This is a genomic window from Microbacterium sp. 11MF, from assembly GCF_000383475.1.
Lineage (GTDB): Bacteria > Actinomycetota > Actinomycetes > Actinomycetales > Microbacteriaceae > Microbacterium > Microbacterium aquilitoris.
Genome location: NZ_KB911459.1, coordinates 37,507 through 56,699, shown reverse-complemented (window position 1 = coordinate 56,699; position 19,193 = coordinate 37,507). Strand labels below are relative to the sequence as shown.

Below are 19,193 nucleotides of genomic sequence, written 5' to 3'. Positions count from 1 at the left end.
ATCACAACACGACGATCTCAGCGAGGCGGTCGCCGAGACGGACGGTGTCTCCGACGGCGGCAGGCAGGGCGACACCGGGGACCGCCGGCGTCTCCGCACCCGCATGGATGACGGCGCTGCCGTTGGTCGACCCGCGGTCGATGAGCTCGAGGCCGCCTCGCGTCGGGACGAGCAGTGCGTGGGTCTTCGACAGCGACCGACTCTCGTCGGTCAGCCGGGTCGGTTCGGCCCCGGGGGTGGACGCGGGGTCGGGATCGCGTCCGACGAGGAGCGCCGTCGACAGGACGACGGTCTCCCCCGTGTCGAAGCGAAGGCCGATCCGGGACGCGGGCGCAGGCGCAGGTTCCGGCTGCGACGGCGATACGGGCGCAGGCGCGACAGCCGGAGCCGGGGCTTCGGCGGGGGCGGACGTCGGCACGGCGACAGCCGCCTCGGGACCACCGACCGGTTCCGCGGGTACGAAGGTCCCGCGATCTGGCAACGGGGTGCGTCGCGATTCGTCGACACCGGGGGCGGCGTCGATGACCGGGGCCGATCCTGCCGCAGGCGCAGGCGCGGCATCCTTCCCCGCATCGGGGGTGCCGTCCTTCGACCGAACGACGCCGAGGACACCGGCGCTGATGCGGTTGCCCGGCCGGTACTCGGGAGTGGTGCCGGGACGCGTCGAGGTGGCCAACGAGGGGCGCTCGGCGCGCTCGCGCACGGGTTCCGCCTTCACCGCCTTCCGGGCGATCCGCATCCGCTTCTCGTCGTACGGGTTCAGCCCGAGCTTGACGTCGACGAGCCACATCCGTGCAGCGCGGTCGTGGAAGCCCCGCCCGCGCTCCGTCGAATCGAAGGTCGGCGAGGCGAGGATGACGGCCGTGCCGATGACCGGGATGATGCCGGCCGCCCCGACGATGAGAGCACGGAGGAGGACAGGACCCGCGCCGGGTCGCTCCAGGGTGCGGACGTTGACGCTGCGAAGTCCCATGAACCCCTTGCCGATCGTCAGTCCGCGGCGCGCCTGCAGGATCCACTGGACGATCGTGAGCGCGAGCGAGAGAGCGACCGAGACGGCCGCCATGACAGCGGCCAGCACGAAGTCGGGATGGTTGACGAGGCCATAGGGCGAGATCGAGCCGGTCGCGAGCTTCATCAGCAGGGGCAGCGCCCCCAGCCACAGGGGAAGCTGCAGCACGACCCAGACGAGCATGTCGATGACGTACGCCATCGACCGACGGCCGAACGGGGCACGGATGAGCCCCAGGGCCGCGGCGTACGCCGGATCGGGCCGTCCGAGGGCGTCAACGCCGTCGGGTCGGTCCTCGGGCTGATCGATCTCCCAGATCATGCCTGCGAGGCGTCCGGTTCGTCACCCGGCACGAAGTAGCGAGCGGGTGACAGTCCGGTCCGGATCACCGCATCGCCGGCGGCGTCGAGGAACTCGGTCATCGTCGCGACGCTGAGGGTGCCCGCGGGGTCGGCGATGATGACGTTGTCGACCACGGGAAGCAGTGTCGCGGTGCCCTGCGGCCATGCCGCGAAGGTCGTCGTCACGCCGGACTCGAGGACCTGGATCTTCGCAGGAGCGATGTGCACGTCGGGGCGCTGCAACGCGGCCGTCTGCACGTCGTATGCGCGCACCGAGAACAGACGCAGCACCCGCTCGAAGCGCATCTCCAGCTCGGGCAGACGCTCGCGCCACGGGAACGGCGCCCAACCGTCGTCGGTCAGGACGATCGGGTGCGCGCTGACGAGCGGCTGCTCCGCTTCGTACAGCTGCTCGGCGACGTCGAGAACGCGCCCGATCGCGGTGTCGTCGTCCGCGCCCACGATGATGACGCGATCCCGCGCATAGGGGAACGCCACCGGCGCCCCGGACAGACCCGCACCCGCGAGTCGCGAGGGGTCGAGAAGCATGGCGGCGGCGAGCGCCTCCTCGGTGATGACGAGTGAGCTCGCTCCCTCGACGGGGCTGTCGCCCGCAGCGGAGATCGCCCAACGCACGGCATCGCGGAAGTCCGCATCCGCCCCGTCGGTCTCACCCTGGGTGACGGGGGCGTTGCCGTCGCGGTGATCGAGCCCGACGAACACCTCGCCGCCGACGTACTCCACGCGGGGGTGGGCGGCGCCGGGAGCGGTCTGCGACAGCACGCCGAGCTCGCTCGCACCGTAGATCCGAAGGGTCACATCGGTGGCGATTCCGTCGACAGCACTCATTGGTCCAGCCCTCTCATCAGCTTGCTCACAGACTAAATCCTCGGTCGTGCTCGAAAAGTCCGACGACGTCGTGCCACGACCATCGCACGTCGATGTTCTTCACCGGTTTGCCTGCACGCGGCTCGGACACCCACGACGCCGGGACGACGTGGAGCGCGAGCGATGCCGTGCCGGCATCCGCTCTCCCCGCCCAGACGAGCGAGAGCCCCACCTCATGCGAGTACGTCCAGCAATCCACCCGGGTCGCCCCCGCCGTGCGGAGGGCGTCGGCGTATGAGCCGATGCTGTCGCTTCGCCGCTCCACGAGCTCGAGCACGCGCCAGTTGCCGGCCCAGTGCATGCCGGCGGCGAGCATCTGCTCGGCGAGGGCATCGATCTCGGCCGTGTCGACGGTACGGACGGATGCCGTCGGGTCGCCGGACCACGCGAGCGGCAGGATCTTCGCTCGTCCGCGGACGAGGACCGGCGTGGACGGGGTCGCCCACCCGTCGACATCCGCGCGGAAGACCGCGGCCGGAAGCCCGTCGGGCGCCTGCAGTGCGGTTCTCCCCTCGTGAGGGAGAACCGCGCCGCCGACGGCGGACGCCGGCCCGAAAGCTTCGGACCGGCCCCGCCAGAGGTCGGTGTCATCACGCATGAGGGTGTCCGCCTACAGCTCGAAATGACGCGGGGTACCCGGCCAATAGGACGGGTCGAATCCGCCGTTGTTGAGGCCGGTGGCCGTCTCCGGGATATCGATCACGGCTTCGGGGATACCGCTGGGCAGGTAGCCCCCAGGAATCCACTTTTCGAGATCCGTTCCACCCTCGTTGCCCGTGGGGACCGTGAGTCCGTCGAGTTCGTGCGGCGCGAAATCGCGAAGCTCCACTTCCGCACCGACGAAGAAGTCCTTCGGCAATCCCAGCGCGTCGCTCAGCTTGACGGGGTCGCCATCGGCCGCGCGGATGACGTCGCCCAGCTTGTCGGTCGGGAACACGTAGGTCGTGTTCCTGCCGTCCGGCCCGGAGTTGTTACCCGGCCCATAGCCGTCGAGGCTGGGCTTCTTGTAGATGCGGGTCGCACCGTCGGAGAACTGATCGAGATGCTGACGGATGTACTCCGCGTCGAGGTACTCGGACGGATGCGGTCGCTGCCCCTGAGGCACTTTGACGACGTCGCTCGGCGTCCAGTCGCCCTTCCACCCGTTCCGGAGGGCCTCCGGGACATCGGTGGCATCGAGATCGGTCACGCGAGCGGTGTTGTCCCCCTGCCTCTGACCGTGCTTGCGGAACATCTCGGCGAGCTGCCGAACGTGAACGGGAACCCCGTCCAGCGAGTTCTTGAGCGGCCGGATGACTTCTCCGATTCCCATGTATCCCCCCTGCTGAAGATGCTAACCACGCCCGTTGGAGGGCACATAGGTCTTGCGTATCAACCGGCTGCCCGTCTAGAAGGGCCCGCTCCATCCGACATCGACCTCCGGCACCCGCCGTGCGGGCCGCGCGTCGGAGACCCAGCCCAGCGGAACGACGTGCAGGGCGGCAGCCGACACGGGCTCGGGAACGGGGGCACCGTGCACGACGAGGACGAGAGCCTTGCCCTCCGTCGCCCACCACCCGGCGAACCGCGCTCCCTGACGTCGGAGCTCTCGGAGGTAGGGGTTGGCGGGAGGAGCTTTCTCGAGGTCCGCGACGATCCCGAAACCGTAGCGGAACTCGCATGCCGATCGGATGCTCGAACGCAGGTCCTCGGAGCGGCGTCGCAGGGCGCTGCCAGGCGCACTGGCCGCGGGCGGCTGCCACGACAGCGGGATGATCCATGCTTCCCCTCGACGGATCACGGGCACTCCCGGGAGCAGTTCCCCCTCCTCGAGCTCCGCTCCAGGACGAACGAGAAGCTCCTCGGCGGCGCCGACGATGCGCTCGCCCGTCATCAGGACGCCGTCACCGTCAACCGCCACGCCGGCGGCCACGCGCGGGTGTCCGGTGATCCACCCGCTTCCTCCCGACGGGGCGGCGGTCACCCGGCGATCTCCGCCCGCGACCAGCGAAGATCGGCCGGCGCGCGCCCTGTCGGCGTCCCGCTCCGCCCCGAGACCCACCTCGCCGGGACCAGATGGACGGCGAGCGCCAGGTCACCGGCATCCTCGTCGCCCGAACGCACGACCACGACACCTGTCTCGTTCAGCGTCCACCACTGGGCGGTTCGCGCATTCGCGTCACGAAGGGATGCCGCGTATTCCGCGACCGGGCCGTCGCCCCGCTGGTCGAGCGGGAAGGGGATCGGCCGTCCCGCCGCATACTCGAACGCGCCGGCGAGGTCGGACGCCAGGTCGTCGACGCGCCGCTGCTCCTCGCGGGCGTCGAGGCCCGACTGCCGTGGGGATGCCCCCTGCACGAACACCGGGAGGATCTTCGCCGCGTCGCGCTCGATGACCGGCACGAGCGACGGCGTCGGCTCGAAGGCGGTGAGAGCGGTCACGGTGCCCAGGACCGTCGACGCGGACGCGGAGAGACTCCATCGGCCGGGAACGGCGAGAGGTCCACCGGCGGCGATCGCGGCCCGCACGTACTCCTCCGCGGCATCGATCGCGTCCAGATCGAAGCGGCTCACATCGGACGGAGCGGATGCCGCGATCAGCGCCGACCACGCACCGAACTCGGGGACGTCGATACGCTCCTGCTCGCTCACGGTGATCTCCGCGAACACATCCTCGTCGATCGGCGATGACCGCTCGATGCGCGCGACCCCGTCGGCGTACCCGTGCTGATCGACCGTCAGGAGCTGCGAGTACGGGACTCGACGCTTCGGGTCCCCTTCGGGGTAGAAGAGGTCGAGCGCGCGTCGCCGGAGAAGGCGGCCGGCCGTCGCCTCCCACACGACCTCGCGGATGGGGGTCTTGTAGGACGAGTAGAAGGTGACCGTGAACCGCTGCTGCCCCGGCAGGATGTCGAGGTACCAGGTCGGCGGGGAGCCGGCATCCGTCACGGCGAGCCGACGGCCCTGGTCGTACTCCTCCCGTGCGTCCTCATCGGTGAAGAACGGGGCGTCGCCCAGCGCTTCCAACCGGAAGATCTCGAACCGACGGGGGTAGCGGACGTCGCCGGAGGCGGCTGCCACGCTCACAGCCCGAACGGCGTGTACGTACCCCACGTCCCGCCGGCGGACGGGTCGCCCTTGACGGCGTCGGGGTGGGTGCTCAGCACCGCCTCGGGGATGCCTTCAGGCAGATAACCACCCGGGATCCACGCCTCGTTCGCGCCCGCCTCGTTTCCGCGCGGCATCCGGAGGTTGCCGTTGACGATCTCCTCGTAGTTGAAGTCCGCGCGGGTGATGTCGACCGCTTTACCGTCGGCGTCGACGAAGAAGTTCTCGCCGAGGCCGAGCATGACGCCGAGCTTCTTCGGGTCGCCGTCCGCCTGCGTGATGATGTTGTCGATCTCGGAGGTCGGGAAGACGAACGTCGTGCCCTGGTTGCCGGGGCCGTAATTGTTCAGGCTCTCGGTCCGGTAGAACCGGGTCGCACCGCCCTCGAAGCGCTGCAGGTGCTGCTGAATGTAGTCCGCGTCGAGGTACTCCGCCGGATAGGGGCGGTTCGGCTTACCCGAACCGACCACGCGGTCCGGGGTGTGCCAGGAATCCTTCTTCCAGCCGTCGCGCAGCGGTTCGGGAACGTTCGTCGCGTCGAGGTCGTCGACCCGACTGGTGTTGCGGTTCTGCTTCTGCCCGTGCTTGCGGAACATGTCCGACAGCTGCCGGACGTGCACCGGCACACCGTCCAGCGAGTCCTTCAGCGGACGGATGACTTCGCCCATCTTCATGATCTGTTCAATCCCGTCGAATCGTTCATCGCCAGTCGTCTGTGTACGGCGGCATCCGGGTCGGAATGCGAGGTCACCGGATCCGGCACCGTCAATCGCCTCCGATGTTCAGGCTCGCGAGGTCGGACATGAGCCGGTCGGTGAGACCCTCGACGTCGGCCGCGTGCTGCTCCATCTCGCCCTGAGCGGATTCGAGCGCCTGAAGGTCGGCGTAGAACTCGTCGGGGTCGCCGGCGACCGCTTCGACGATCGGCGAGTCGAGCGCCGCCATGATGACGCCCGGGAGTTCGTTCGCCAGCGGCTCGATGACCATCGGCAGGACCTGGTTGAGCACCTGCTCCACCGCGATGTCGACGGCCGCGTTCAGCAGCTTCTTCTTGATGAGGAGCATGGGGCCGGCGCCGACGGCGGTCACGGGGTTCGTCAGCATGGCGACGAGGGTGATCATCGTGGAGGTCACGTCCGCGATGACCTTGATCTTGAGCGCGGTGACGCCGCCGGCCGCGATCTCGACACCCGGCGGGACGGGCCCGAGGATGTCCATGAGCTTCTGGAGGTTCTGGGAACGGTTCGTGTTCCAGGCGCTGACGTAGGCCGGGCCCGCCTGACCGCGCATAGCGCCGGCGATGTCGGTGTTGACCTTGCGGTCCATCACCTGGATCTTGTTCTCGAGCTCGTCCCGGAACGTCGAGATGATCTGGCCGCCGCGGCGCAGTTCGTCCTCGTCGATGTCGGGCCAATCGAACCCGAGCTTCTCCATCACCCAGATCAGCTCGTTCGGCAACATCATTCCCATAGCGGAACCTCCCGCCAAGAGAGTAGGTGATCAGAGCGATCGATTTCGATGGGGAGAACTGCCCTCCCCCTCACCCGCTATGATTCGTGGCCAACCGACCCGCTCAGTGGAAGAAGTGCCGCTCGCCCGTGAAGTACATCGTCACGCCGGCGGCCTGCGCGGCGTCGATGACCTCCTGGTCGCGCACGGATCCGCCCGGCTGGATGATCGTCGTGATGCCGGCATCCAGCAGAACCTGCGGTCCGTCGGCGAACGGGAAGAACGCATCGGATGCCGCGACCGACCCGGCGGCACGCTCGCCCGCACGCTCCACGGCCAGGCGGCACGAGTCGACGCGGTTGACCTGCCCCATGCCGATCCCGACCGTCGCCGAGTTCTTGGCGAGCACAATCGCGTTGGATTTCACGGCGCGGCAGCTCTTCCACGCGAACGAGAGGTTCTCCAGCTCGCTGTCCGCGGGGCGCTCCCCCGACACGAGCTGCCACGAGTCCACGAGCGATTCGATCTCGTTCGGGAAGCGGTCGGCATCCTGCAGCAGGAGGCCGCCCGAGACGAGGCGGACGTCCATGGGCTCCTGACGCCAGTCGGCGGGGAGCTGCAGGACCCGGAGGTTCTTCTTCAGCCGGAACACCTCGAGCGCCTCGGGCTCGAAGTCGGGCGCGACGATGACCTCGGTGAAGATGTCGCGGAGGTTCTCGGCCATCTTGAGCGTGACAGTGCGGTTGGCGGCGATGACGCCACCGAAAGCCGACACGGGGTCGCACTCGTGCGCGCGCAGGTGCGCGGAGGCGATCGGGTCGAGCGCCTGGGGTGCGCCGATCGCGATGCCGCACGGGTTCGCGTGCTTGATGATGGCGACCGCGGGCTTGACGAGGTCGAACGCGGCGCGGAGCGCGGCATCCGCGTCGACGTAGTTGTTGTAGGACATCTCCTTGCCCTGCAGCTGCGTCGCCTGCGCGATGCCGTGACCGCCGACGCGCGAGTAGATCGCGGCGCGCTGGTGCGAGTTCTCGCCGTAACGGAGGGTCGCCAGGCGCTCGGCCTTGATCGTCAGGTGCTGCGGCAGGTCGCCCTCGGCGTCGAGCGTCTCCTCGGCGAACCAGGTCGCGACCGCGCGATCGTACGCTGCCGTGTGCGCGAACGCGCGGGCGGCGAGCTCGCGGCGCTGCGCGAGGGTCGTGCCGCCCTGCCCGAGGGCATCGACGATCGCGGGGTACGACTCGGGCGAGACGGCGATCGCGACGTTGGCGTAGTTCTTCGCCGAGGCGCGCACCATCGCGGGGCCGCCGATGTCGATCTGCTCGACGACGGCATCGCCCTGGGCGCCCGAGGCGACCGTCTCGACGAAGGGGTACAGGTTCACGACGACGAGCTCGAAGGGCAGGATGCCGAGCTCGCCCAGCTGGCTCTCGTGGTCCTCCAGGCGGAGGTCGGCCAGGAGCCCCGCGTGCACGCTGGGGTGCAGCGTCTTGACGCGTCCATCGAGCGACTCGGGGAAGCCGGTGACCTCGGACACGTCCTTGACGGCGATGCCGGCGTCGCGCAGGAGCGCTGCCGATCCGCCCGTCGAGACGATCTCGACATCGGCGGCTGCGAGAGCCTGACCGAGCTCGAGCAGCCCGGTCTTGTCGCTCACCGAGACGAGCGCGCGACGGACGGGCACGATGTCGCGTGCGCGGTAGAGGGACGGGTCGATCTGCGGGCCGGCCATGCGGGAACTCCTCGAGTCGGGGGCGTTCGGGTGTCGGTTCAGGGGGTGGTGCGGGTCAGGAGGTAAGGGCGAGTTCGCCGGTCGCGATGCGACGGACGACGTCGATGAGCAGGCGCCGCTCCACCGGCTTGATGCGCTCGTGCAGAGTGTGCTCGGTGTCGTCCGGGAGCACCGGGACCCGCTCCTGCGCGAGGATCGGACCTGTGTCGACGCCGTCGTCCACGACGATGACGCTTGCACCGGTCTGCGATGCTCCCGCGGCGAGCGCATCGCGGACGCCGTGGGCGCCGGGGAACTCCGGTAGGTACGCGGGGTGGGTGTTGATGAGCCGAGGAGCCCACGCGGCGACGACGGCGGCCGGCAACAGTCGCATGAGGCCGCTCAGCACGACGAGGTCGGGCTTCCACACGCCGAGGTGTGCGAGCAGTTCGTCGCCCCACGCCTCGCGACTGTCGAACTCCTGGAACGGGACCATGAACGTCGGTATGCCGTAGGCCTCGGCGTGGGCGAAGCCGTCGGCCTGCCGGTCGGCTCCGACGACGATCACGCGGGCGGGGAAGTCGGGCTCGCTCGCGGCGTCCAGGAGAGCACGCAGATTGGATCCCGTGCCCGAGATGAGAACGGCGACCGTGAGCACCGGGTCAGTCTAGCGGGGCGGTGGGGAACTCGTCGGGCGAGACCGCCCCGGCGGGCTCACGACGCGTCTGCGCCGTCGACGTCGGCGTCGCGGGCGTGGACACCGCGGGCGCGTCGCGCGGGACGGATGCCGCAGCCGGCCGATCGGAATCCGCACCGCGCGGCGAGAGCAGCATGACGGCAGCACCCACTCCGACCTCGACCGCGGCGACGAGGGCGACGAGCCACGGTTCGGGTCCGACCTCGGCGAGCCGGCCGGGGCCGATCGAGCCGCGCGCGGCTCCGGCGAACACCCCGACGACGAGCCCGGTCCCGACGACCGTGACACCGAGGGCGACCAGGCGCGGGCGGAGGGGCTCGGCATCCGCCGTCGATCCGACCAGCAGCGAGGCGCGTGCGACGGACCCGGCGACGACGCCCAGTCCGACGACCGCCAGCGCCAGGAGCAGGAGCCAGGGCGAGGTCGAGTCGGGGATGACGCCGAGCACGGGGATGCCCGGCACGACTCCCAGGCTGGTGGCGGCCGGTGACACCGCCGTGCCGCTGCCGATCGCGAATCCGGGACCGACGGCGAACCCGGCGAACCACACGACGAGGGTGGGCAGATAGAAGAGGCTCCCGAGGGCGAGGACGATCACACCGGGCAGATCGACCTGGGCCGCCTGGGTGAGCGAGATCACCTCGCCGCCGCGGACGAAGAAGAGGACGGCGAGCACGAGGGCGCCGAGCCCCACGATGCCGGCCGCCGCCATCACGATGCCGCGGGCACCGGCATCCACCGCGTTCTGGACGTCGTCGGGAAGGCGCTCGCTGACGGCGTCGACGATGCCGTCGTCGCCCTCGCTCCATGCCCGGACCAGCGCGCCGAGCAGAGCGGGGACGGCGAAGACGAGCGTGGGCCCGGCGACCGCTGCGCCGAGATCGACCGCGGCGACACCGGTCCGCCCGGTGAGCGCGATGATCGTCGAGAGCACCGCGACGGCGACCGTTCCTGCGGCGACGCCCGTCAGCCATGCCCCGGACCGCGCGGCACGACTGCCGGAGCGCCACGCCGAGATCGCGGTGAAGACGGCGAGCAGCGTCGGGGCGAGCGACACGGTGAAGTCGGCAGCGCCCGAGGGCAGGCCGCCGAGGGCGACGAGCTCCGCCGGAAGAGACACCGCGACGGGCGCGAAGTGGCCGAGCTGCCAGATCGTGGCGGCCGCCGGCCAGAGCGCCGCCCAGTCGGCATCCCCACTCACTCCGAACACCCAGACGAGGGTCACCGGCGCGAGGACGACGCCGACACCGACCGCGACGGTCACGAGGGCGTCGACGGCGGCGAGGAGGGAGACGAGGAGGCGATTCACAACGAACCGACCTTACCCGCGGTCCGCCCGGGCGCCCGGCTCCCGCACCGGAGGCACGAGCGATCGGCCGCCCTCAGCGGGTGCCCCGGCGACCCACTACCCTCGGAGGGTGAACAGCACGACATCCCGCGCGTCCCGCGGTGCCGCAGCCCCGGCATCCCCCTCGTTCCTCGACCGCTACTTCGACATCACCGGCCGCGGCTCGACCGTCGGCACGGAGGTCCGCGGCGGCATCGTCACCTTCGTGACGATGGCCTACATCGTCATCCTCAACCCGATCATCCTGTCGACTCCCGACGTCGCCGGCACGGTCCTCGACGGCACCGCCGTCGCGACCTCGACCGCCCTGACCGCCGGTGTCATGACGATCCTCTTCGGTCTCGTCACGCGCCTGCCGTTCGCGTTCGCGGCGGGGCTCGGGATCAACGCCTTCCTCGCCTTCTCGGTCGTCGGCCAGGTCACGTGGGGCGAGGCCATGGCGCTCGTCGTCATCAACGGTCTGATCATCGTGCTGCTGGCCGCGACGGGCCTGCGGAAGATGATCTTCGATGCCGTCCCCGTCCAGCTGAAGCTCGCGATCACGGTCGGCATCGGCCTGTTCATCGCCTTCATCGGCTTCGTCAACGCCGGCTTCGTCACCGCGACGGGCAACGCCTCTCCCCCGCTCGACCTCGGCGTGGGCGGCTCGATCACGACGATCAGCACCGTCATGTTCGTCGTCACGCTCTTCCTCTCCGGCATCCTGATGGCCCTCCGCGTCAAGGGTGCGCTGCTGATCGGCCTCGTCGGCGGCACGGTCATCAGCTACATCGTCAACGCGATCTGGCCGACGGCGCTGGGCCTCAAGCTCGACGGGCTGAAGATCGTCGCCCTGCCCAACTTCGAGCTCGTCGGCAAGATCGACTTCGGCTTCGACTGGGCGAAGATCGGGATCGTGTCGGTCGTCATGATCGTCTTCACGCTCGTGTTCTCGAACTTCTTCGACGCGATGGGGACCATGACGGGCCTCGCGAAGGAGTCGGGTCTCGCGAACGACAAGGGCGACTTCCCGCGCATCAAGTCGGCGCTGATCGTCGAGGGCGTCGGCGCGATCGCCGGTGGTGCGACCTCGTCGTCGTCGGCGACCGTGTTCGTCGAGTCCGGCTCGGGCATCGGCGAGGGAGCGCGCACCGGGCTCGCGAACGTCGTGACGGGTGTGCTGTTCCTGCTGGCGATGTTCTTCACGCCGCTCACCTCGATCGTCCCCGGCTACGTCGCCGCGGCGGCGCTCGTGCTCGTCGGTGCGCTCATGCTCGCGCAGATCAAGAACATCGACCTGTCGGACTTCAGCGTCCTGCTGCCGGTGTTCCTCACCGCGACCGTCATGCCGCTGACCTACTCGATCGCCAACGGCATCGGGGCGGGCTTCATCAGCTGGGTCGTCGTGAACGTCTTCGCCCGCAAGGCCAAGCAGGTCCACTGGCTGCTGTGGATCGTCGCAGCCGGCTTCGTGATCTACTTCGCGCGCGGCCCGATCGAGGCGCTCATCGGCGCCTGACCGCGTTCGCTGCCCCGAGGTCCCGATCGGGCCGGTTATGCCTCGCGCATTCCCGGCCGGATCGGGACCTCGGTCGTTGCGATGGAGTTCCGGGGACGACGAAGGGGCGGATGCCGCAGCATCCGCCCCTTCGCTCTGTCTGGCTTAGAGCGCCTCGATGATGGCGCGCATCAGGTCGGCGGTCTCGGACGGGGTCTTCCCGACCTTGACGCCGGCGGCCTCGAGGGCCTCCTTCTTGGCCTGCGCGGTGCCCGCCGAGCCCGAGACGATGGCGCCGGCGTGGCCCATGGTCTTGCCCTCGGGAGCGGTGAAGCCGGCGACGTAGCCGACGACCGGCTTCGTCACGTGCGCCTTGATGTAGTCGGCCGCGCGCTCTTCGGCGTCGCCGCCGATCTCGCCGATCATGACGATGGCCTTGGTCTCGGGGTCGGCCTCGAACGCCTGGAGGGCGTCGATGTGCGTCGTGCCGATGACCGGGTCGCCGCCGATGCCGATGGCGGTCGAGAAGCCGAGGTCACGGAGCTCGAACATCATCTGGTACGTCAGGGTTCCCGACTTCGACACGAGGCCGATCGGTCCCTTGCCGGTGATGTTCGCGGGCGTGATGCCGACGAGCGCCTCACCGGGGGTGATGATGCCGGGGCAGTTCGGACCGATGATGCGGGTCTTGTTGCCCTTGCTCTTGGCGTAGGCCCAGGCCTCGGCGGTGTCGCCGACGGGGACGCCCTCGGTGATGACGACGAGCAGCGGGATCTCGGCGTCGATCGCCTCGATCATGGCGTCCTTCGTGAAGGCCGGCGGCACGAACGCGATGGAGACGTCAGCGCCGGTCTTCTCGATGGCCTCGGCGACCGAGCCGAAGACGGGGAGTTCGACCTCGCCCTCGTGCGGCTTCTCGTGGGTGACGGTCGTGCCGGCCTTGCGGGCGTTGACGCCGCCGACGACGTTCGTCCCGGCCTTCAGCATGAGGGCGGTGTGCTTGGTGCCCTCACCGCCGGTGATGCCCTGGACGATGACCTTGGAGTCCTTGTTGAGGTAGATAGACATGTCTGTTGTCCCTGTGTCTCGGTAGTCTTCGCGCGGCTCAGGCGTTCGCCAGCTCGGCGGCCTTGTCGGCGCCCTCGTCCATACCGGCGGCGAGCGTGACGAGCGGGTGATTGGCCTCGGCGAGGATCGCACGACCCTCGTCGACTTGGTTGCCGTCGAGGCGGACGACGAGCGGCTTGGTGGCCGCGTCGCCGAGGATCTCGAGGGCCTTCACGATGCCTTCGGCGACGGCGACGCACGACGTGATGCCGCCGAAGACGTTGACGAAGACGCTCTTGACCTGCTCGTCGCCGAGGATGACGTCGAGACCCGACGCCATGACCTGCGCGTTCGCGCCGCCACCGATGTCGAGGAAGTTGGCGGGCGTGACGCCGCCGTGGTTCTCGCCGGCGTAGGCGACGACGTCGAGGGTCGACATGACGAGCCCGGCGCCGTTGCCGATGATGCCGACCTGGCCGTCGAGCTTGACGTAGTTGAGGCCGGATGCCTTCGCCTTCGCCTCGAGCGGATCTGCGGCACCCTTGTCCTCGAGCTCTTCGTGCTCGGGGTGGCGGACCTCGCTGGCGTTCTCGTCGAGCGAGACCTTGCCGTCGAGGGCGACGATGTCGCCGGCGCCCGTGCGGACGAGCGGGTTCACCTCGACGAGGGTCGCACCCTCGCCCTTGTAGACGTCGTAGAGCTTGACGAACACATCCGAGACCTTCTCGACGAGGTCCTCGGGGAAGTTCGCGGCCTTCGCGATCTCGACGGCCTTGGCCTTGTCGATGCCCTGCAGCGGGTCGACCTCGACGCGCGCGAGCGCCTCGGGGCGCTCGACGGCGAGCTCCTCGATCTCCATGCCGCCCTCGACCGAGCAGAGGCTCAGGTAGGAGCGGTTCGAGCGGTCGAGCAGCACCGAGAAGTAGAACTCCTCGGCGATGTCGGCGCCCTGGGCGACCATGACGCGCTGGACGACGTGGCCCTTGATGTCGAGGCCGAGGATGGCCTCGGCTGCCGCGTAGGCCTCGTCGGGGGTCTTGGCGACCTTGACGCCGCCGGCCTTGCCGCGACCTCCGGTCTTGACCTGAGCCTTGACGACGACCACGCCGCCGATCTTCTCGGCAGCCGCCTTCGCCTCCTCAGGGGTGTCGGCGATGATGCCGGCGAGCACCGGCACCTCGTACTTCTCGAACAGGTCTCGTGCCTGGTACTCGTAAAGGTCCACTGCAATCCTTCGCTGGGCGACGGCGGGGTTACGGGCGCGGAATTATCTCGATGTCGAGAGATCGCCCGGTCGAAAAGCCTACTACCCGCGCCTGAGTGCCCCGCGCTCCGATCCCCTCGTTCGGCAGGGTCGGGCTCACTCCCGCAGCACCCTCGCCCAGATCTCGCGATGGCGCTCGACGTACGCGGTGACCCTCCGCCAGTGGTCCCCGTGCCCCTGCACGAACATCGACGACCACGGCTCCGTTCCGGTCCCGTGGGAACGGCGGAGGAGCTCGTGCATGGCCGCCGTGCGCTCGACCATCGCCTCCGGCAGCCCGTGACGCAGCGCGGTACCGGCGCCGTACCCGTCCACGAGGGCAGCCAATCCCCGGGCGGCGTCGTCCGGCGGCACCGAGGTGTCGTTGAGCGCGAAGGACTGCGCGGCGTACGCGAGGTCCCACAGCCGGGTGCTGGGGGCTGCGGCATCCCAGTCGATGAACACCCACCGCTCCCCCTGCACGAGATTCCACGGTGCGAGGTCGTTGTGGCAGACGAGCTCGGCCCCCGGGGCAGCGATCGCGCTCTGCCACACGCTCCCCGCGGGGACGACGTAGGCGGCGCTCGCATCGTGGATCGCGCGCACCATCATCCCCACGCGGTGGAGGTCGTCCGGCGGCATCGGCCCCCGCTCGATCGCGAGCTCGCCGGGGACGAACTCGATCACCTGGCGTCCCCCCTCGTCGCGTCCCCGCGGCTCGGGCGCATCGATCCCGGCGTCGCGGAGTGCGCGGACGTATGCCGTGACGCTCGCCGTCGACGCCGTCCAGGGCTTGCGGACGGTGTCGCCGATCCGGACGACGGCACCGCTCGCGTTGCCGCCGGACAGTGCTTCCTCGTGCGGTGCGTCCTCGTGCGGCATCCGTCAGATCCAGCCGCGTTCGCGCGCCGTGATCGCCGCCTGCTGCCGTGTCGCGAGCCCGAGCTTGCCGAGGATCGACGACACGTGGTTGCGGACCGTCCCAGAGGACAGATGGAGGGATGCCGCGATGTCGGCGATCGTCTCGCCGCGGGCTCCGGCGCGCAGGACGTCGAGCTCGCGGTCGGTCAGCGGCGACCGCTCGTCGCTGAGCGCATCCGCGGCGATCTCGGGGTCGACGTAGCGGCGCCCGGCGGCGACCTCGCGGATCACGGCGGCGACGTCGCCGGCGGGACGGGACTTCGGCACGAAGCCGTCGACGCCGGCGCTGAGGGCGCGCCGCAGGACTCCGGGGCGTGCGTGCCGGGTGACGACGACGCAACGGGCAGGGATCCGCTGGCGGATACGAGCGGCCGCCTCGACCCCGTCGATCCCGGGCATCTCGAGGTCGAGCAGGCAGACGTCCGGGCGCAGTTCGAGCGCACGGGAGACGGCCGTCTCGCCGTCGGCGCACTCGGCGACGACCTCGAGGTCCTCCTCGAGCGCGAGGAGCGTCGCCAGAGCCGTCCGGATCATGTCCTCGTCGTCGGCGATGAGCACCCGGATCATCCTGTCCCCTCCCTCACCGATGCCACCCCGGCCGGAACCGTGACGACGACGTCGAACCGATCGTCGCCCCGACGCGATGCGACGTCACCGCCGGCCACGCCGACCCGGTGCGCGATGCCCTCGAGCCCCGCGCCCGACCCGATCGTCGACCCCGCCCCGGGGTCGTTCGCCATCGTCAGACGCCACACGTCGCCGACCCGCTCGAGCCCGAGCCACGCCCAGGTCCCACCGCCGTGCTTGAGCACGTTCGTCGTGCACTCTCGGATCACGGGTCCCAACAGATCGGCGGGAGCGGATGCCGCGTCTGCCGCGACGTCGAGCGTGACCGTCAGCCCGGCGGCGCGCAACAGGTCGGCCGCGTTCGCGAGCTCGTCGGGCAGTGGCACGCCACGAAAGCGTCCGGCGAGCGCGCGCGTGCCGTCGCGGGCCTCGTCGACGGATGTCCGCGCCAGCGCGATCTGGCGGGCGGCGGCATCCGGATCGCGGTGGATCATGCGCTCGGCGAGTTCGAGCTGCAGTGCGATGACCTGCAGGTGGTGCCCCTGCAGATCGTGGAGTTCGCCGGCGAGCCGCAGCCGCTCCTGCACGGCGGCGAGGCGGGCTTCGGTGCGGCGTGCGCTGTCGAGCTCGAGGACGACGTCCCACGACCAGAGCGACAGCGCCTGCGTCATCGGGAGCGCGACGGAAAAGAACACGAGCACGAACGCGTCGCTCCGAGGCATCGGCGCGGCCTGCTCGAGCAGCCAGAGCACGACGAGGGCGACTTCGAGCAGCACGACACCGCGCCACCGGATGCCGGGGCCCCAGCGGACGAGGCAGAGGGTGGCGCCGACCAGCGCGGCGCCGAGCAGCGGCGACCCGGCCACGACGCCGAGGACGGCCGAGGCGAGGACCGCCGCGACGACCGGGAGCGAGAGGAACCGGCGCCGCCAGGACGGGCGGTCGCCGTCGTCGAGGTCGCCGTCCCTGCGATAGCGCGTGAGGAGCAGGATCGTGCAGGTCACGACGATCGCCGCCGCACCGACGTAGGCGACGAGGGCGACGGGGCTCCGCCATCCCTCGCGGGCGACGAGGACGACGAGCCCCCACACGACGACGGTGCCGAGGAGGAAGAAGACCATCGACGTGGCGATGTACCACCCGGTCGCCGTCACGCCTCGCGCGAGCGACGCGGCGGTCCGCGTCGGGGTCGGGTCGGGCGTGGTCACACGGCCACAGTACGACCATGACGAATGTCACCCCTCGGCCCGTCGAACCTCCCGCAGGAAGGTGACGGGGCGGCACTGCCGCACCCCGGCCCGGGACGGTGGACTGGGGTCACGGCGATACGAGATCCGGTCGCCGACACCGAGAGGACACCATGTCGAACCCCGTCTCCGACCTCGTCGCCGGCTTCCAGGACCTGGTGGCGCAGATGCCCGACCTCGTTCAGCCGCTCGTCGTGGCCCTCGCCGGCGCGGTCCCCTTCATCGAGGGCGAGGGCGCCGCGGCGATCGGGATCGTCGGCGGCATCCATCCCGTCGTCGCCGCCGTCGCCGGCGCCGCGGGCAACTTCCTCTGCGTCGCGATCGTCGTCCTCGCGACCGCCCGCGTCCGCACGGCCGTGACCTCCCGCGCGGGGGCATCCGAGAAGGCGCCGTCGGCGCGCTCCGAGAAGTTCCAGAAGGCCTACCACCGCTATGGGACGCCCGGCGTCAGCCTCCTCGGTCCCCTCATCCTGCCGACGCAGTTCACGGCGGCGGCGCTCAAGGGGACGGGCGTGCCGACCCGGACGGTGCTGTTCTGGCAGGGCACGGCGATCGTGCTGTGGACGACCGTCGTGACGCTCATCATCACGGGCGTCATCGCCGCGGCATCCTGATTCAGTCGACCGGCCGGAGGCCTCTGGTCGCGGGGCCTTCGATGCGTTCTCCGGATGCCGTGAAGCGCGACGCGTGCAGCGGACAGTCCCACGTGCACTCGAGGTCGTTCCACTCGAGGATCCCGCCGAGGTGCGGGCAGACGGCGCTCACGGCGCGCGTCTCGCCGTCGGTGGTCGAGATGGCGACGGGTCGGCCCGCGCGCTGCGCGACGACGCCCTCCCCCTCGGCGGGCTGCGGCACGGGCACGGCCTGCGCTTCGGCGCCCGCCCACCCCTTCGCGGCGGCGAGGCCGACCTTCGCGTTCTCCGCCGCTCCCTGCGCGATGTCGGCGGGCATCGTGAGACGTGTGCCGATCTGCGTCATCCACCGCGGGCGTTCGCTCATCTTCTCGCCGCGCAGCTCGCTGACGATGCGCAGCGCGGCCGCCGGCGCGTTCGTGAGTCCCCACTTCGCATAGCCCGTCGCGAAACGCACGCGCCCGAGCGTCCGGGGCATCGTACCGATGAAGGGGATGCGGTTGTGCGAGGTGTAGTCCTGCGCCGACCAGTGGTGGGTCTCCTCCCCCACGGGCAGCGTCTGCTGCGCCCAGCGCGACAGCTCGTCGAGCATCGCGCGCTCCGACTCGGCCCGCCCGACGGGGTGCCCCGCGCCTCCGACGACGATCTGCGCGACATCGGCCGGGCCGTCCTCGGGGAGGATCGTGCGCACCGAGCGCGTGGGCTCGTCGGCTGAGAGGTACATGCCATCAGGCAGCGGCGCGGTGAGGGTGAACGAGACGCAGGCCGACCGCATCCCGCTCACCTTCGCCCAGTAGAGGCCGCGGTCGAGGATCGGGATGCCGGTGGCCACCACGACCCGCGACGCGAAGATCGGCCCCCGATCGGTCTCGACGCGCGGCTCGGGGAAGACCTTGACGCCGCTGACTTCGACGCCCAGATGCAGCGTGCCGCCGGCGGCGACGAACGCGTCGGCGAGCGCTGCGAGCATCCGCATCGGGTCGACCGCGCGCTGGTCGTCGAGCGCGACGGCTGCCGCCATGGGCACGGCTGCGGCGCGCAGCTCGTCCTCGCCGACGAGGCGTACGGCGAGCCCGGCTTCGCGGGCCGCCTCGTACTCCTGCGCGACGGAACGCCGCCCCTCGCCGGCCTGGGCGTAGGTGTAGGCGGTGCGCGAGGTGAGCGGCACGCCGAGGTGCTCTGCGGTGTCCGTCATCCACGCGAAGCCGTCGCGGTTGGCGTCGACGTAGGCGCGGACGAGGGATGCCGGGTGCCCCGACCGCAGCGTCGAAAGCGTCGTCCCCTGCAGGAGCGACACCTTGCCGGTGTTCGATCCCGAGGCGAGCTCGCCGATGCCGCCGCGTTCGAGGAGGGCGACGTCGACCCCGGTCCGCGCCAGTTCGTAGGCCGTCGCGAGGCCGGTGAGCCCCGCGCCGATCACGACGACGTCGTGATGTGCCCCGGGCTCGAACGGGGTGTCGGCGGACTCGGTCGGGTGCTGCTTCCACAGGGAGGACATGGGGTGAGTCAAGGCGCGCCGACCGCAA

General features: G+C 70.3%; 19 protein-coding genes. 2 read left to right on the top strand and 17 right to left on the bottom strand.

Annotated elements, in window-relative coordinates; all coding sequences use genetic code 11:
- Window position 1: 1 nt before the first annotated feature.
- The 11 genes from H286_RS0100240 to H286_RS0100190 all read right to left on the bottom strand — a co-directional run bounded on the left by H286_RS0100240 (window position 2) and on the right by H286_RS0100190 (window position 10,494).
- Window positions 2–1,333 (bottom strand): RDD family protein, encoded by a 1,332-nt coding sequence (locus H286_RS0100240; RefSeq protein WP_028497329.1) that lies wholly within the window; start codon window positions 1,331–1,333, stop codon window positions 2–4.
- Entirely contained in the window at window positions 1,330–2,202 is an 873-nt protein-coding gene (locus tag H286_RS0100235) for a hypothetical protein (RefSeq protein WP_020096647.1), read from the bottom strand. Before H286_RS0100235 ends, H286_RS0100240 begins: the two co-directional genes overlap by 4 nt.
- Before the next feature lie 25 nt (window positions 2,203–2,227).
- Window positions 2,228–2,839 carry a hypothetical protein gene (locus H286_RS0100230; protein WP_020096646.1) on the bottom strand — a complete coding sequence of 204 codons (612 nt, stop codon included), beginning with the start codon at window positions 2,837–2,839 and terminating at the stop codon, window positions 2,228–2,230.
- A gap of 12 nt (window positions 2,840–2,851) precedes the next feature.
- Window positions 2,852–3,553 carry a hypothetical protein gene (locus H286_RS0100225; RefSeq protein ID WP_018188882.1) on the bottom strand — a complete coding sequence of 234 codons (702 nt, stop codon included), beginning with the start codon at window positions 3,551–3,553 and terminating at the stop codon, window positions 2,852–2,854.
- Between the two features lie 75 nt (window positions 3,554–3,628).
- On the bottom strand, window positions 3,629–4,204 hold the full coding sequence (locus tag H286_RS0100220; RefSeq protein ID WP_155900274.1) for a hypothetical protein: 576 nt from the start codon (window positions 4,202–4,204) through the stop codon (window positions 3,629–3,631).
- A complete protein-coding gene (locus tag H286_RS0100215; RefSeq protein ID WP_231370860.1) occupies window positions 4,201–5,301 on the bottom strand; it encodes a hypothetical protein in 1,101 nt (366 codons plus the stop codon). Before H286_RS0100215 ends, H286_RS0100220 begins: the two co-directional genes overlap by 4 nt.
- Window positions 5,302–5,303: 2 nt before the next feature.
- Entirely contained in the window at window positions 5,304–5,996 is a 693-nt protein-coding gene (locus tag H286_RS0100210) for a hypothetical protein (RefSeq protein WP_231370859.1), read from the bottom strand.
- A gap of 97 nt (window positions 5,997–6,093) precedes the next feature.
- Window positions 6,094–6,792 (bottom strand): WXG100-like domain-containing protein, encoded by a 699-nt coding sequence (locus tag H286_RS0100205; protein WP_020096643.1) that lies wholly within the window; start codon window positions 6,790–6,792, stop codon window positions 6,094–6,096.
- Window positions 6,793–6,901: 109 nt separating this feature from the next.
- Window positions 6,902–8,509 carry a bifunctional phosphoribosylaminoimidazolecarboxamide formyltransferase/IMP cyclohydrolase gene (gene purH / locus H286_RS0100200; RefSeq protein ID WP_020096642.1) on the bottom strand — a complete coding sequence of 536 codons (1,608 nt, stop codon included), beginning with the start codon at window positions 8,507–8,509 and terminating at the stop codon, window positions 6,902–6,904.
- A gap of 55 nt (window positions 8,510–8,564) precedes the next feature.
- Window positions 8,565–9,146, bottom strand: coding sequence for a phosphoribosylglycinamide formyltransferase (gene purN, locus H286_RS0100195; RefSeq protein WP_020096641.1), 582 nt, complete (start codon window positions 9,144–9,146; stop codon window positions 8,565–8,567).
- A gap of 4 nt (window positions 9,147–9,150) precedes the next feature.
- Window positions 9,151–10,494, bottom strand: coding sequence for a cell division protein PerM (locus tag H286_RS0100190; RefSeq protein WP_020096640.1), 1,344 nt, complete (start codon window positions 10,492–10,494; stop codon window positions 9,151–9,153).
- Between the two features lie 109 nt (window positions 10,495–10,603).
- Here H286_RS0100190 and H286_RS0100185 point away from each other — a divergent pair, with 109 nt between their 5' ends.
- Window positions 10,604–12,031: an NCS2 family permease gene (locus H286_RS0100185; protein ID WP_020096639.1), complete on the top strand. Its 1,428-nt coding sequence runs from the start codon at window positions 10,604–10,606 to the stop codon at window positions 12,029–12,031.
- Window positions 12,032–12,175: 144 nt separating this feature from the next.
- On the opposite strand, the gene sucD is transcribed toward H286_RS0100185, so the two are convergent.
- From sucD to H286_RS0100160, 5 genes are all read right to left on the bottom strand, one after another.
- Window positions 12,176–13,078 (bottom strand): succinate--CoA ligase subunit alpha, encoded by a 903-nt coding sequence (gene sucD / locus H286_RS0100180; protein WP_020096638.1) that lies wholly within the window; start codon window positions 13,076–13,078, stop codon window positions 12,176–12,178.
- Window positions 13,079–13,115: 37 nt separating this feature from the next.
- Window positions 13,116–14,282 (bottom strand): ADP-forming succinate--CoA ligase subunit beta, encoded by a 1,167-nt coding sequence (gene sucC / locus H286_RS0100175; RefSeq protein WP_020096637.1) that lies wholly within the window; start codon window positions 14,280–14,282, stop codon window positions 13,116–13,118.
- A 135-nt stretch (window positions 14,283–14,417) separates the two neighbouring features.
- A complete protein-coding gene (locus H286_RS0100170) occupies window positions 14,418–15,182 on the bottom strand; it encodes a phosphotransferase (protein WP_020096636.1) in 765 nt (254 codons plus the stop codon).
- A gap of 3 nt (window positions 15,183–15,185) precedes the next feature.
- Entirely contained in the window at window positions 15,186–15,788 is a 603-nt protein-coding gene (locus tag H286_RS0100165; protein ID WP_018188894.1) for a response regulator transcription factor, read from the bottom strand.
- Window positions 15,785–16,996: a sensor histidine kinase gene (locus H286_RS0100160; protein WP_020096634.1), complete on the bottom strand. Its 1,212-nt coding sequence runs from the start codon at window positions 16,994–16,996 to the stop codon at window positions 15,785–15,787. The genes H286_RS0100165 and H286_RS0100160 overlap by 4 nt, the downstream gene beginning before the upstream one ends.
- A gap of 152 nt (window positions 16,997–17,148) precedes the next feature.
- Between H286_RS0100160 and H286_RS0100155 the strand changes: the two genes are divergently transcribed.
- Window positions 17,149–17,649 carry a hypothetical protein gene (locus H286_RS0100155; RefSeq protein WP_020096633.1) on the top strand — a complete coding sequence of 167 codons (501 nt, stop codon included), beginning with the start codon at window positions 17,149–17,151 and terminating at the stop codon, window positions 17,647–17,649.
- Between the two features lies 1 nt (window position 17,650).
- Here H286_RS0100155 and H286_RS0100150 read toward each other — a convergent pair whose 3' ends face one another.
- The gene (locus tag H286_RS0100150; RefSeq protein WP_020096632.1) at window positions 17,651–19,165 is read right to left on the bottom strand and encodes an FAD-dependent oxidoreductase; all 1,515 of its coding nucleotides are present in this window, start codon (window positions 19,163–19,165) and stop codon (window positions 17,651–17,653) included.
- Between the last annotated feature and the right edge of the window lie 28 nt (window positions 19,166–19,193).

Bases quoted from the DNA above. Each gene is read 5' to 3' on its own strand.
- H286_RS0100240 (WP_028497329.1), bottom strand. From the start codon at position 1,333: ATGATCTGGGAGATCGATCAGCCCGAGGACCGACCCGACGGCGTTGAC.
- H286_RS0100235 (WP_020096647.1), bottom strand. From the start codon at position 2,202: ATGAGTGCTGTCGACGGAATCGCCACCGATGTGACCCTTCGGATCTAC.
- H286_RS0100230 (WP_020096646.1), bottom strand. From the start codon at position 2,839: ATGCGTGATGACACCGACCTCTGGCGGGGCCGGTCCGAAGCTTTCGGG.
- H286_RS0100225 (WP_018188882.1), bottom strand. From the start codon at position 3,553: ATGGGAATCGGAGAAGTCATCCGGCCGCTCAAGAACTCGCTGGACGGG.
- H286_RS0100210 (WP_231370859.1), bottom strand. From the start codon at position 5,996: ATGGGCGAAGTCATCCGTCCGCTGAAGGACTCGCTGGACGGTGTGCCG.
- H286_RS0100205 (WP_020096643.1), bottom strand. From the start codon at position 6,792: ATGATGTTGCCGAACGAGCTGATCTGGGTGATGGAGAAGCTCGGGTTC.
- purH (WP_020096642.1), bottom strand. From the start codon at position 8,509: ATGGCCGGCCCGCAGATCGACCCGTCCCTCTACCGCGCACGCGACATC.
- sucD (WP_020096638.1), bottom strand. From the start codon at position 13,078: ATGTCTATCTACCTCAACAAGGACTCCAAGGTCATCGTCCAGGGCATC.
- H286_RS0100170 (WP_020096636.1), bottom strand. From the start codon at position 15,182: ATGCCGCACGAGGACGCACCGCACGAGGAAGCACTGTCCGGCGGCAAC.
- H286_RS0100165 (WP_018188894.1), bottom strand. From the start codon at position 15,788: ATGATCCGGGTGCTCATCGCCGACGACGAGGACATGATCCGGACGGCT.
- H286_RS0100155 (WP_020096633.1), top strand. From the start codon at position 17,149: ATGTCGAACCCCGTCTCCGACCTCGTCGCCGGCTTCCAGGACCTGGTG.
- H286_RS0100150 (WP_020096632.1), bottom strand. From the start codon at position 19,165: ATGTCCTCCCTGTGGAAGCAGCACCCGACCGAGTCCGCCGACACCCCG.